Origin of the sequence: Kribbella sp. NBC_00382 (assembly GCF_036067295.1) — a bacterium.
In the GTDB taxonomy this organism is placed as follows: domain Bacteria; phylum Actinomycetota; class Actinomycetes; order Propionibacteriales; family Kribbellaceae; genus Kribbella.
The window spans coordinates 7,888,476-7,900,904 of the sequence record NZ_CP107954.1 but is presented as its reverse complement, the minus strand read 5'-3'; the positions used below and the strand labels follow the sequence as shown (position 1 = coordinate 7,900,904).

Genomic DNA, 12,429 nt, shown 5'->3' with positions numbered 1-12,429 from the left:
CCGCGGCCGGTCACGATGGCGGGATGGCGGACTTTCAGAGCGTGGACGAGTACCTCGCGTCGTTCCCGGCCGAGGTGCAGACGATCCTGGAGCAGGTGCGGTCGACGATCCACGGCGCAGTGGCCGGCGCGGGGGAGAAGATCAGCTATCAGATCCCCACGATCACGCTGGATGGGAAGGCGCTGATGTACTTCAGCGGCTGGAAGAACCACATCTCCCTGTACCCGCTCCCGCCGCTCTCCGACGACCTGGCAACGGAGATCAAGCCGTACCTGTCCGGCAAGGCCACCCTGAAGTTCCCGCTCACCAAGCCGATCCCGTACGACCTGATCGCCAACCTCACCAAGGCGTTCGTCGCCTCACGAGCCGCCGAGTAGCTCCGCGGGGTCCGGTGACGGCGGCGCGCTCAACATCCAGTCGTTGAACTGCTTGGTGAACAAATACCAGAGCCCATCCGGCGCCAGCCGCAACTGCGCCCGCTCCGCCGTGATCCAGTTGCCCTCAACCACACCATCAAGCACCGTCACCCCCTCCGCCATCGCACTCGGATCAGGGAACGCTGCCCCGACCGGCGCCCCGGCGATAGCGCTCGGATCGGGATCGGAGTCCGCCGCTCCGGCTGACCTCTCGGCTACCGCACTCGGAGTGTTGGTGGCCGGTGGGTCAGTTGCCGCGGCGAGGCCGCCGGGGCCGGCTTCGCGCCAGGCGACTGCCCAACTGGTCAGCTGCCGAGCCGTCAGCCCTGCGCGATGGGCGAGGTCGGCGAGGCCCGGCGTACCGAGCAGGCCAGCTGCTCTTCGGGCTAGGTCTTGATCGCGGGTCAGGCTGAGCCCGCCGTCCCCATCACCGGCCGCCAACTCCCACGCGCGCTTCGCTGCATCCGTCGCCAGCGCGACGAGGTCCTTGCCATCGACACCTGATTGGCGCGGAGGATCCAGCACCTGTACCGCCGTAGGCGCGCCCGGTTGGTTCAACGGCCGTACGGGAATCGGAACCGGCCCAGGCGTTCTGGCGAATGCCGCCTTGGCGACAACGCCGACTGGCTTGGGTTTAAGCGTAGGCGCCTCACCCGGCGCCGATCGCCGAGCCCTCAACGCCGACAGCAACTCATCCTTCTGCTTACCGCGTAGAAGCAACAGCTCGAACGGATCCTCATCCAACGCATCGGCGATCAGGTAGCAGACAGCCGCAGAATGCTTGCAGGGAACGGCAAAGTCCGGGCAGTTGCAATCCGTCCGCACCTCACCCGCATCCGGCAGCAGCTCAAGCCCCGCCGCCTGCGCGTCATCGACCAACTCCGGCGGCAACTCCCCGTCAAGCAACGCGGCAACCCGCCCGATCTGCGCCGACACGACATCAAGCACCGCATCCCACTCGGCCTCGTCGAACGCCCGAATCTTCACCGTCACCACATACGGCGTAACCCGACTGCCCTGCACCGAAGCCCGCGCCGCCCCCGGATCAACCACCATCTCCAAGACGCTTCCACGCCGTGCGTACGACCGTCCCCGCCCCAACCGATTCGGATCCAGCTGAGCCTGCCGCTCCAACGCCGCCAACCACGCCTTCCCCCACCACGTCCCCCCAAACGGCCGCCGAGCCCCAGCCCCCTTAGCCGCCGGCAACCCCGCGTTCTCCCCGTCCCGCTCCCGCCACCCCTGCCACGGCGTCCGATCATTCATCATCCACCGCCAGGGTGGGAGCCTGGGTAGTAGGTGTGCGGCCTACTGCTGATGGGTTGTAGGCGCTGGCGGCGCCGGACTTGGCTGGGGTTGCCGACAGTTCGACGAGTTCTGTCAGATCAGAGTCGGAGAGTTCGCTGAGCCAGGCTTCGCCGGAGCCGATGACGGCGTCGGCTAGTTCGCGCTTTGCAGCGATGACCGTGGAGATGCGGTCTTCGAGGGTGTTCTCGGTGACCAGGCGGTGGACCTGGACTGGTTTGTCCTGCCCGATTCGGTAGGCACGGTCGGTGGCCTGGTCCTCGACGGCTGGGTTCCACCAGCGGTCGTAGTGGACGACGTGGGTGGCCTTCGTGAGGGTCAGGCCAACGCCGCCGGCCTTCAGGGATAGGAGGAAGACCTGGGCTTCGCCGGCCTGGAATTGCTCGACCAGCTGCTCACGCTTCTTCACCCCGATGCCGCCGTGCAGGAACAGGGTCCGCACCTGCCGAGCCGCGAGGTGCGCCTCGATCAGGCGGCACATCTCGACGTACTGGCTGAAGATCAGGACCGACTCGCCCTCAGCGAGGATGACGTCGAGCAACTCGTCCAGCGCGGCCAGCTTCCCCGAGCGCCGAGGTAGCGGACCAGGCTCATGCAAGAACTGCGCCGGGTGGTTGCAGACCTGCTTCAACTGCGTGAGCAGGCTCAGAACCAGCCCGCGCCGCGCGATGCCCTCGGCTTCCTCGATCTTGGCCAGCGTCTCCTTGGCGACCGCTTGATAGAGCGTCGCCTGCTCCGCGGTCAGCGGTACGACGACGTCGTGCTCGGTCTTCTGCGGTAGCTCCGGCGCGATCCCCGGATCACTCTTCTTCCGCCGCAACAGGAACGGCCGCGTCACCCGCGCCAGCCGGGCCGTCGCCTCCTCGTCGTGGTACCGCTCAACCGGTACTGCGACATCGTGCCGGAACCGATCGAGCGTCCCGAGCAACCCCGGCGCCGCCCAGTCCAGGATCGACCACAGCTCCGACAACCGGTTCTCCACCGGCGTACCGGTCAGCGCCAACCTGGTTGCCGCAGGCAACGTCCGCAACGCGCGAGCCGTTCTGGACAAGGGATTCTTCGCATGCTGCGCCTCATCCGCAACGGCCAGTCCCCAGAAGATCTCACCCAGTACGCGATGGTCCTGACGCACCACCCCGTACGTCGTGAGCACCACCTCGTCAGCCACCAGATCGGACAAGGACCGCCCAGCCCCGTGGTACCGGCGTACCGGAACGTCCGGCGCGAACTTCATCAGCTCCCGCTCCCATGTCCCGAGCAACGTCGACGGGCAGACCACCAGCGTCGGCCCGCGTCCACGTTGCGACAGCTGGAGGTGCAGGGCGATCACCTGGATCGTCTTGCCCAACCCCATGTCGTCCGCGAGGCACCCGCCGAACCCGAGCTCGGCCAGCTGCGCCATCCACGCAACTCCTCGCTTTTGGTAATCACGCAACGTCGCCCGCAATCCGACCGGCTCAGCCATCGGCTCAGGTTGCTCGGCGGTCCGCAACCGCTCGACCATCACCTGCAGCGAACCGTCTGCGTCGAACGCGACCAGCTCCCCGTCGATCTCCAGCGACCCAGTCAACGCGGCCCCCAGCGCCTCCGCGCCGGAAAGCTTCCGCGACCCACCGGTCCGCAACTTGCGAACCAGGTCCCGATCGATCCGCACCCATCGCCCGCGCATCCGGATCATCGGCCGCTTCGCCTCGGCCAGCGCGGCGACCTCCGCCTCCGTCAGCTCCTGCCCGTCCAGCGTCGGCCGCCACCGGAACGCCAGCAGATCGTTCAGGCTGAAGTCAGGACCGGTCACCGCACCCGGCGTCGGCGTCGCCTGAACAGCGCCCCGCAACGCCAGCTCGCCCGCAAACAACTCCGCAGGCCACAACACCTCGATCCCAGCTCCGTCGAGCGCATCGCTGTCCCCGGCCAGCTCATCCAGCGCCGCATCACCAACCGGTACCTCCGCAGGCGCCGCGTCCCGCAACGCAGCCCCGAGCGGCGGCCAGACCCGAGCCCCACGACGCAAAGCCAGCAAGAGATCCGTCTCGGCCCGCTCACCCAAAGCAGCCAGTACTGCGGGAGGCGCGTTCCACACGTCGGCCACATCCACGAGCAGACTCGGATCCACCCCACTGCGCAGTTGCAGCACGGCTCTGAAGTCGGAGTCATCCTCAGGCGGCTCGATCCGCAACACCAGCCGCGCACCCGCCTCCTCGCTCCGCGCAGTCTCCTCGAGCCAAGCCGTCGACCCCGTCAACGCAACCGGCTCGACCGCGGCAAAAGCACCAGCACCATCGCGTACTGCGACAGCCGCGGCCGGCGTCCGCACCAACGTGTCGGCCAACGCATCCCAGAACGCCCGTACCAATTGCTCAGGATCCAACAACCGAAGCGGCCGCGACCCCTCGATCGCCAACGCATGCCCAGCCGCCGGCATCGCCGCAGCCAAACTCCGCAACCACCCATGATCCGCCGGATCCAACGGCGCCACCCGCCAAGCCCCGAACCCACCAGGACTGACATCCGGCACCAACCGCCCCCGCCCAACCAACCCAACCCCCGCAAGAGCCGCAGCCGCCCAAGCCCGCCGGCTGGGCGATGGGTCATCGACCACTTGAGTCAAATAGCTCAGACCATCGGCTGCTGACAGCACATGAGCGGGCACCTGGGTGCGGCGGATCTGGTCTCCTCGGGGGACGACCAGCTCGACTTTCTCCTGTGCGACCAGGCCTTCCGCTGCGAGGTCGCCGTACAGCACCAAGCGACCCGCGCGCGGCGGGTCGGCGGGTACGAACGTGACCTCCAACACCCCACGAACCCTACCGATCACCACCGACATCTCAGATTCCGTTGTCCACAGGGATCGAGCTTGACCTGAACTCACGTTGAGGTTGCAGGCTCAAGGCAACAGCGGACGGCAACGGATGGAGCCAGGCGGATGCGGGCAGCGGTAGTGACGAAGTTCGGCGAGGCCGACGTGATCGAAGTACAGGATTGGCCGGTACCAGTCGCCGATGCTGGGGAGGTGCTCGTCGACATCGAGCTGACCGACCTGATCTTCGTCGAGACGGCGATTCGGAAGGGGGAACACGGCGGATTCTTCGACGTGACGCCGCCCTACATCCCCGGCAACTCGTTCGGCGGCACGGTCCGCGAGGTCGGCGCGGACGTCGACGAGAAGTGGATCGGCCGTCGGGTGATCGGCCGTACCGTCGACTTCGGCGCGCACGCGGAGGTCGGCGTCGCCGCGGTCGCGGGGCTGGTCGAAGTACCGGAAGACCTCAATCTCGAGAGGGCCGTGGCAGCTGCGGGCGACGGCTTCACCACCTTGCTTCTCGAGCAGCTTTCCCCTGACCTGCAAGGGAAAGAGGTCCTGATCACGGCCGCCGCCGGTGGCATGGGAGTTCTCCTCGTCCAGGTCGCGCACAAGGCCGGCGCCCACGTCATCGCGGCAGCGCGCGGCCAGGCGAAGCTCGACCTCGTCAAGGCTCAAGGCGCCGACGTGGTGATCGACTACAGCGTGGAGGGCTGGCAGAAGCTGGTGCTAGAAGCAACGAACAACGAAGGCATCGACATCGCCTTCGAGGGCGCCGGGGGAGCGCTCGGCGCGACCGCCTTCAGCACCGTGAAGGACGGCGGCTGGTTCTCCGCCCACGGAGCCCCGAGCGGCGGCTTCGCGCAGTACGACCCATCCGAAGCCGAGCGCCGCCGGATCACCGTCAAGGGCATCCAGGACCTCCGGATCGGCAACCTCAAGACCACCATCACCAGCGCCGACGTCCTGCAACGGGTCAGCCAGGGCGACCTGACCCCCGTGATCGACCGGACCTTCACCCTCGACCAGCTCGCCGAAGCCCACACCGCGCTCGAGTCCCGGTCACTGCTAGGTAAGGCTTTGATCAGGATCCGGTGACCATGGGTTAGACCAATCCCTCCTCAGGGCACTGGTAATTGCACCAGCGCCTTGAGGAGGGCGGACCCATGTCGCTGAGTGAGGCAGTACTACGTTCAGTCGCCGACCGGGTGGTCGGCACGCTCGCCGACGGCGGGCGGGAGCGGTCGCGCGGAGACGATCGTGTTGCGCCCGGCCCGCTTCGCCGTGAGCAGCGCGTTGTCGGCGGCCAGGATCAATTGGTCCATCGTCACCGCCACCTCCGGGTAGACCGCGGCACCGAACGATGCCGGTACGCCGGTGATGACAGCCTTCTGCGTCCCCGTCGTACTGACCGAGAGGGTCAGCGTGGAGAGCCGGTCCCGGATCCGCTCCGCGACCTCCAGCACCTCGGTCTCCGAGGCACCCGGCAGCAGTACCGCAAGCTCGTCGCCACCGACGCGCGCCACCAGGTCACCCTGGCGCACCTCGGCCCGGACGCTGTCACCGACCGCCTTCAGCGCCTGGTCACCCGCTGGGTGCCCGTAGGTGTCGTTGATCTCCTTGAACTTGTCCAGGTCGAGCATCAGCAGCCCGACCGTGCTGCGCAGCGTCTCGGCGCGGGCGAGCTCCACCGGCACCGCACTGGCCCAGTACGACGGGTTGGCCAGGCCGGTCTTGAGGTCAGTACCCGCCGCCCGCTGGTACTGCGGGAGCAGCAGGTCGCGGTGCAGCGCGAGCACGGTCACCATCAGCACCGGGACGACCCATGGGTATGACGACTGCACCGCCGCGATCGCCACGCCCAGGCCCAGCCCGGCGCAGACCACCAGCTGGTCGGACAGTTCGCCCAGCGCTTGGCGGGCGGTCGCCTCCGGGGAGGCGAGCAGGATCGCGCCGATCACGAGCGCGTAGTTGACCAGCCACCAGGTCGCCGCCGCGGCGATCACCACGAGCAGGGTCCAGAAACTGGTCGGGACACGAGGCTCGGCGATCAGCCCACCCGCCCGCAGTACGGCGGCAGCGGCAGCGCTGGCCAGGACGTAGGAAGACGTGGAGAAGATCTTGCGGTGGGCCACGGTCCGGCCGTACACCCGGAACCACGAGTACAGGTACGACCAGACGATCAGCGGGACGACCAGCGACAGCGGCAGCAACAGCAGGCTGGCGAAGACCCACAGGCACTTCAGGTTCGTGTGCGGGGACGTGTTGGCGGCCATCTCCCGGCGCCGCTCGATCCCGCGGGCGGACTCCAAGTGCAGCGTCGAGGCGGCCGCCAGGACGGCGAACGCGGCCCATTCTGACGAAGTAACCCCCGCATTGGGTCCGGTCAGGGTCGAGCGCACAGCGACTGTGGTAATCGTGACCGCGATCAAATCAATCGCAATCACATATCCCAGCGCGGCGGCCGGCAACGACCAGAGCTTCCAATGCCGGGGTGGCACCCAGCTGCTCCGACCGATCAGAATCATCATGCGCCTCACAGTTCGACCTGAGCGGTTATGCATTCATCGTAACGGCCTGTTCACGGCAGGTCACCCCTGTATCCGGATTCAATCCAGCCAAACACTTCTTCGAAGGGTCGAGAAACCATGAGCAAGGCAGCGCGCACGACCGGCACCGGCAACGACTGGTTCACCGGCGGTAACGACTGGTTCCACGGGGGAAACGACTGGTTCACGGGCGGTAACGACTGGTTCACCGGGACCGGCAACGACTGGTTCACCGGCGGCAACGACTGGTTCGTACCCGCCACCGGTGGCGGTAACGACTGGTGACGAAAAGTAAATCTTTACTCTTCCTTTACGCAGCGCCGGACTGATTCTCCGGCATGGGTTTCACGATTCGATTTACCGGGATTTTACGGACTCGGCCGGAATTCGGCGGGCGCGCCGCCAGGCGGCGCCCGCCGCGACCGCTGCCAATGCCCCGACGGAACCCATCAGAGCCAATGCAAGCGATGGGCTGAACTGCTCGGCCAGGACACCGGCGAGCAGAATCCCGAGGCCCTGACTGCTCTTCAAAGCCGTGCTCGCCACACCGAACGCCTGGCCGCGCTGATGGTCCGGTACGGCCTGTACGAAGCTCGCGCTGGCGGGCAGGTGGTACGCCGAGGCGGCGCCGGACAGCGCCCAGAGCACCATGGTGACGAGCAAACCTGGTTGTAGCGCGCAGAACACCAACGGAACGCAGGCGGCGATCGCCAGTGGCCCCAGGAATCGCATCCGGCGTTCAGGCGTCCACAGGGTGATGAGCCACATCCCGAGGACAGCGCCGGCAGGCTGGGCGGCCAGCAGTAGCCCGGCGGATTCTGGTCCACCACCGATCTCATCGGCGTACGGGACGGCCAGGCCCTCCACGGTGACGTAGAACCCGGCAACGGTGGCCAGCGCGACCAGCGACCGCAGGCTCGGAGTACGGGCGACTAGAGACGCGCCTGCGGCCAGGTCCTTCAGGTAGCTGCGCCTGGGCTCGCCCTCCGACGCTCGGGCGGGTGCTGGGCGATGGCGTACGCCGAAAGCGATGAAGGCTGCGGAGAGCAGGAAAGTCAGGGAATCGAGCAGCAGGCCACCTGAGGCGCCTACAGCGACTACTGCGAGGCCGCCTGTTCCGAAGCCGAGTACCTGGCTGAACTGGACGACCATGTCGTTCGCGGCCTTGCCCAGCACGTAGTGGTCGTCTGGCAGTACCACCGGGAGGGTCGCGGCCCGGGCGGCGTTGAACGGCGAGCCGAAGGCCTGCAGTGCGACCAGCAGCAGGATGACCACCAGCAGCGGCAGCGCATCGATCGCCATCAGAGCCACCAGTACTGCCCGCGCGAGGTCAGTGATGATCATCACGCGCCGCCGCGGGTAGCGGTCGGCGAATCCGGCCAGCAGCGGCCCGAAGAGCAGATCCGGAACGTACGTGAGGGCGTAGGTGAGAGCGGTCAGTCCGGCCGAGTTGGTCCGGTCGAACACGAGGACCGACAGCGCGACCCGGGCGAGCTGGTCGCCGATGACGGACAGCACGCCCGCCAGGAACAGGGCGCGAAACTCGGCATGGCCGAAGACGTCCCGCCACCGAGCCTTCGCCACCGCCGCATTCGCCACACTGACGAACATAACCACTATCCGTAGCCCGACACCTCCGTCCCGTAAGGCCTAGGGTTTTCCCTCGCGTGGACGGTCCGTCAGCGTGATCGAGCACACGGTGACTGGTCGGTACCAGCACTGGCACTGGTGTGCAGAATTCAAGGGTTTGAAGGGGCGGATCAGTGTCAAAAGTGGCAGCCGGTGCAGCACTCCTTGTCCGACGCCTCTATCCTGGTGATGTCTGGTACCGGGGTCTGGGCGGGGCGGCCCCGACCCTGGTGCCGGACCTCTTTCATCTCCGGTGACCTCTTCCCGGATGACGTCGTAAAAACTGTCGGTGGGGCCCGGTAGCGTTCTGATTGCCAGGGGCGGCTCCTGGACGTGCTTCCTTCTCCTTCACCAGGCATCTAGCGCGTCCGCTCTCCGCCCCTGGCGCTCATGTCCGTGACGCTTTCGCCCGTCCTTCGGGCACCTCGGGGAGGCTTGCCATGCCTGATCTCCAGGCAGCAGTGCTACTGCGCCGCAGCAAGCTGGTCGATGCCACCCGGCTCACCCCGCCGGTACGCCGATCCGCCTGGCAGTGGCTTCGTCACCCGTTGAGCACCCAGGCCGGGCTGACCGCGTTGCAGGCTGACCTCATCCAGCGCGGGCTGGTGCTGTCGGCCGACCTCTATCGCCACTGCGCAGGCCTGAGCCCGCTGGCGCTGGCCGGCCTCGGCCAAGCCGTACTCGACCTGCTCGATCAGGAATCGGGTGCGGACGCATCCCACGTGCCGCTCTTCCGCGGCTTCCCCGAGAGCGTGCCGGGCAACACCGAGACCTTCTACATCGACCGCGTCTTCGCCCGGTTGCTGCAGGAGCCGGGGCAGCCGTGCGTCCTGTGCGGCGAGGTGAAGACGGTCCACCCGGTATCGCCGTGCGCACATCTGGTCTGCTGGTCCTGCTGGGACGGCGCCGACTTCAGCGCCTGCCCCCTCTGCCTACGCCGCATCGACCTCGACGACCCCTTCCTCGAACCATCATCCGATGAAGCTCCGACCTCCGGGTCCACGTCTGCCTCCGGGTCCGCCTCGGCTTCGGCCCGTGGGTCCGCGTCGGCGTCAGGGCCTGGGGATCGGTTGCGGTTGTTGTCGCTTGCGCCGGCGGATGCTGTGCGGAGGATGGCGGCTGACCTGCTGGGTCGGCGTGCGCCGTTGTCGGCGGCCGATCGGGCTGACCTCGCGGTGTTGCTGGCCGAGGCAGATCCCGGCTGGCTGCCTGATGTGATTCCGGTGCGCGAGACTCGGGCTCTCGTGCTCGCGCAGTTGATGCCGCGATTCCCTTCATTGGTTGACGATTTGGTGCAGACGGCGACGGACGCGCTGCGACTGGTGTACGTGCTGATGGGGGCCGATCCGGGGTTGCGGACGCCGCCGGTGCGACGGCAATCGTTGCCGCGGGCAATTCGGCGTACGGTGCTGGGCCGGCTCGATCGCTTGCCGGTCGAGTTGCTCGTCGAGGACATGCTGCGGCACGAGCGCGCATGGAAGCGGATCGCGGAGAACCTGCACCCGTTCGAGTTCGCCGCGCGCTACCCCGTCGCCGCGCTGGCGTTCGCCGTACTACGCAAGACGAAACTCGATGCAGCGACCTCGGCGGCCCGGGCGATCTTGAGCGAGGCTGCGCGTCATCCGCTGATCCAGCTGGAGGACGGGCGAAGCCGCTCGGGCGCAGCACGGCAGCCGGGCGGTTCAGGGGGAGCGGGCAGCGAGAGCCGGCTCACGATGAATACGTTTGCGAGTCGGGTTGAGCAGGCCTTCGCCTACGGGCGGCCGGACCTGGCTTTGGAGTTGTTGCGGGGGCGGCCGGGGGAGATGTTGCGGCGGTTGGTGCAGTTGGCTCGTGCGGTGCCGGCGGATTCGCAGGCGACCTTGATCGAAGCTGTCACGACCGCGGTGTCGGATGTGTCGCCGGTGGTGCTGACGGCGGCCCTCGGTCAGGTCCGTACGCCGCCGGGCGATCTGCGGCTGTTCTTTCCGCGCGGCGGGACGACACGGGTCTGGACCGCCGTCGACGAGCGGGAGCCGTTGCCGGCCGAGCTGGCCGCCGCGCTGGGCGCAGTACTGGTGGGGGAGTTGTTGCGTCGGGCAACGGCTTTGCCGCGGGCGCGGAGGGCGTTCCTGGACGAGGATTTGGCCCGGATCGCAGCGCCCGGGTCGGAGCGGAGTGCGTCCTCGTCGTTGCTGCGGATGACGCGGGGGAGTTCGCAACCGATCCCGGAGGACGACCTGCTGCGGCTCTTCCTGCATTGGGTCGAGCCGGAGGATCGTCGGGTGGATCTCGATCTGTCGGTCGCGGTGTTCGACGAGGACTGGGCGTTCGTCGGGCTGTGTGACTACACGCGGTACCGGTTCGATCAGGACGCGCTGGTGCATTCGGGCGATCTGACGTCGGCGCCGCTTCCGCTCGGCGCGACCGAGTTCGTCGACCTGGATCTTGTTGCTGTGCAGCGGGTTGGGGGCCGGTACGTGCTGCCCGCGGTGTTCAGCTACAACGACGTCGCATTCGAGCATTTGGAGCGTGGCTTCGTCGGAGTGATGCGGACGCCGTCGGGATTGTTCGATCCGGCGGCGGTGGAGGAGCGGTTCGACCTGAGCGGGCCGGCGAAGATCCTGCTGCCGTTCGGCATCGACCTGCGGACGAAGGAACTCCGCTGGTACGACGTCAACCTCAGCGCGGCCGGCTTCGGCCACAACATCGCCCGGTACGGCGGTCATGTCGCGCTGATGGCGGCGGCTCTCGAGGAGGTCCACGGCGCCGGCGATCGAGTGAGCCTGTGGGAACTCTCCTGCTGGCACGCCGCCGCCCGTACCGACGAAGTGGTCGTCCGCTGCTCCGACAACTCGATCGTCGGCTACCTCCGCAACGACACCGAATCCATCACCGACTTCGCCCGCCGCCTCACCGCCCGCCTGGAACCCGACCGGTACTGGGACCTCGACGCCGCCAATCGCGCCGACTTTGTCGCAGTCATCACCGGCGACATCGACCCCAAATCCGGCGCCGAGGTCTACGCCCTCCACCCCCACCTACTGGACCCCTCCAACCTCAACCTCATCGACGCTCCGCACCTCCTCTCCACTCTGGCGCCCGACTCCCGAGCCACCCTGCCAACCCACTGACTGCGAATTCAGCCCAGGGGAAATGCCGCCCAGCACCGAAAGGCGGCTGCGGGCGTAGTCTCAGAGGGCAATGCGTGAGTGGCAGTGACTGTGAGCAGCGAGTTCGCGGCCTGCAGGTAGCACGTGTTGCCAATGAGAGGGAAGCCGATGGACGAGCTACCCACACCTTCAGCGCGGCCAGTTGATTCAGTTGGAGCCGATGAGCGCGAGCACGACGCAGACTCGAGAGAGGCGGCGTTGGACACCCGTGAGAGAGCCGCCGAGGCCAGGGAATCCGCCCAGGCGGGCCGTGACCAGGAGAATCAAGCCATCCTGGCGGCCGCCGACGAGCGCGACAAGGCGGCTGACCGCCGCGACGCGGTCGCCGACGAGCGCGACAGGGCCGCCAGCCTGGACTCGTTTCTTCGGGATGCCGACTACAGCCCTGGACACAAGGCAAGGATGTCCGCCGGTCTGGACCGGGTGGAATCGAGAGACGACCGGATCTCGGCCGCCGATGACCGCAGCAATCTGACCCGAGGAGGCCGGCAGCGGTCAGCGCTCGACGATGACTAGCCTCACCGGCCGGACAGGTGGATCGGTAGCGGATCGCCTGCCTCCGCTGCAGTTGCCCCAAC

General features: G+C 67.5%; 9 protein-coding genes. 5 read left to right on the top strand and 4 right to left on the bottom strand.

Annotated features, from left to right (window positions below; translation table 11 throughout):
• The first annotated feature begins 23 nt into the window (after window positions 1–23).
• Complete coding sequence (locus OHA70_RS37085) at window positions 24–377, top strand: iron chaperone (RefSeq protein WP_328326065.1); 354 nt, start codon at window positions 24–26, stop codon at window positions 375–377.
• On the opposite strand, the gene OHA70_RS37080 is transcribed toward OHA70_RS37085, so the two are convergent.
• Together OHA70_RS37080 and OHA70_RS37075 are read right to left on the bottom strand one after the other, a co-directional pair.
• On the bottom strand, window positions 360–1,472 hold the full coding sequence (locus tag OHA70_RS37080) for an SWIM zinc finger family protein (protein WP_328326063.1): 1,113 nt from the start codon (window positions 1,470–1,472) through the stop codon (window positions 360–362). The two genes, OHA70_RS37085 and OHA70_RS37080, sit on opposite strands and share 18 nt — an antisense overlap.
• Before the next feature lie 202 nt (window positions 1,473–1,674).
• Window positions 1,675–4,515 carry a DEAD/DEAH box helicase gene (locus OHA70_RS37075; protein ID WP_328326061.1) on the bottom strand — a complete coding sequence of 947 codons (2,841 nt, stop codon included), beginning with the start codon at window positions 4,513–4,515 and terminating at the stop codon, window positions 1,675–1,677.
• A gap of 129 nt (window positions 4,516–4,644) precedes the next feature.
• Here OHA70_RS37075 and OHA70_RS37070 point away from each other — a divergent pair, with 129 nt between their 5' ends.
• Complete coding sequence (locus OHA70_RS37070) at window positions 4,645–5,619, top strand: zinc-binding dehydrogenase (protein ID WP_328326059.1); 975 nt, start codon at window positions 4,645–4,647, stop codon at window positions 5,617–5,619.
• A 95-nt stretch (window positions 5,620–5,714) separates the two neighbouring features.
• On the opposite strand, the gene OHA70_RS37065 is transcribed toward OHA70_RS37070, so the two are convergent.
• Window positions 5,715–7,052, bottom strand: coding sequence for a GGDEF domain-containing protein (locus OHA70_RS37065; RefSeq protein ID WP_328326057.1), 1,338 nt, complete (start codon window positions 7,050–7,052; stop codon window positions 5,715–5,717).
• Window positions 7,053–7,169: 117 nt separating this feature from the next.
• On the opposite strand from OHA70_RS37065, the gene OHA70_RS37060 reads away from it, so the two are divergent.
• Complete coding sequence (locus OHA70_RS37060) at window positions 7,170–7,355, top strand: DEAD/DEAH box helicase (protein ID WP_328326055.1); 186 nt, start codon at window positions 7,170–7,172, stop codon at window positions 7,353–7,355.
• Between the two features lie 72 nt (window positions 7,356–7,427).
• Here the strand turns inward: OHA70_RS37060 and OHA70_RS37055 are convergent, their stop codons facing one another.
• Entirely contained in the window at window positions 7,428–8,681 is a 1,254-nt protein-coding gene (locus tag OHA70_RS37055) for an MFS transporter (protein WP_328326053.1), read from the bottom strand.
• A 458-nt stretch (window positions 8,682–9,139) separates the two neighbouring features.
• On the opposite strand from OHA70_RS37055, the gene OHA70_RS37050 reads away from it, so the two are divergent.
• Together OHA70_RS37050 and OHA70_RS37045 are read left to right on the top strand one after the other, a co-directional pair.
• On the top strand, window positions 9,140–11,812 hold the full coding sequence (locus tag OHA70_RS37050; RefSeq protein ID WP_328326051.1) for an MXAN_6230/SCO0854 family RING domain-containing protein: 2,673 nt from the start codon (window positions 9,140–9,142) through the stop codon (window positions 11,810–11,812).
• A gap of 237 nt (window positions 11,813–12,049) precedes the next feature.
• Window positions 12,050–12,367 (top strand): hypothetical protein, encoded by a 318-nt coding sequence (locus OHA70_RS37045; protein WP_328326049.1) that lies wholly within the window; start codon window positions 12,050–12,052, stop codon window positions 12,365–12,367.
• Window positions 12,368–12,429 lie beyond the last annotated feature (62 nt).

What these genes read in the sequence shown, in the direction of transcription:
- OHA70_RS37070 (WP_328326059.1), top strand. Translation starts at nt 4,645, where the DNA reads ATGCGGGCAGCGGTAGTGACGAAGTTCGGCGAGGCCGACGTGATCGAA.
- OHA70_RS37060 (WP_328326055.1), top strand. Translation starts at nt 7,170, where the DNA reads ATGAGCAAGGCAGCGCGCACGACCGGCACCGGCAACGACTGGTTCACC.
- OHA70_RS37055 (WP_328326053.1), bottom strand. Translation starts at nt 8,681, where the DNA reads ATGTTCGTCAGTGTGGCGAATGCGGCGGTGGCGAAGGCTCGGTGGCGG.
- OHA70_RS37085 (WP_328326065.1), top strand. Translation starts at nt 24, where the DNA reads ATGGCGGACTTTCAGAGCGTGGACGAGTACCTCGCGTCGTTCCCGGCC.
- OHA70_RS37080 (WP_328326063.1), bottom strand. Translation starts at nt 1,472, where the DNA reads ATGGTGGTTGATCCGGGGGCGGCGCGGGCTTCGGTGCAGGGCAGTCGG.
- OHA70_RS37065 (WP_328326057.1), bottom strand. Translation starts at nt 7,052, where the DNA reads ATGATGATTCTGATCGGTCGGAGCAGCTGGGTGCCACCCCGGCATTGG.
- OHA70_RS37050 (WP_328326051.1), top strand. Translation starts at nt 9,140, where the DNA reads ATGCCTGATCTCCAGGCAGCAGTGCTACTGCGCCGCAGCAAGCTGGTC.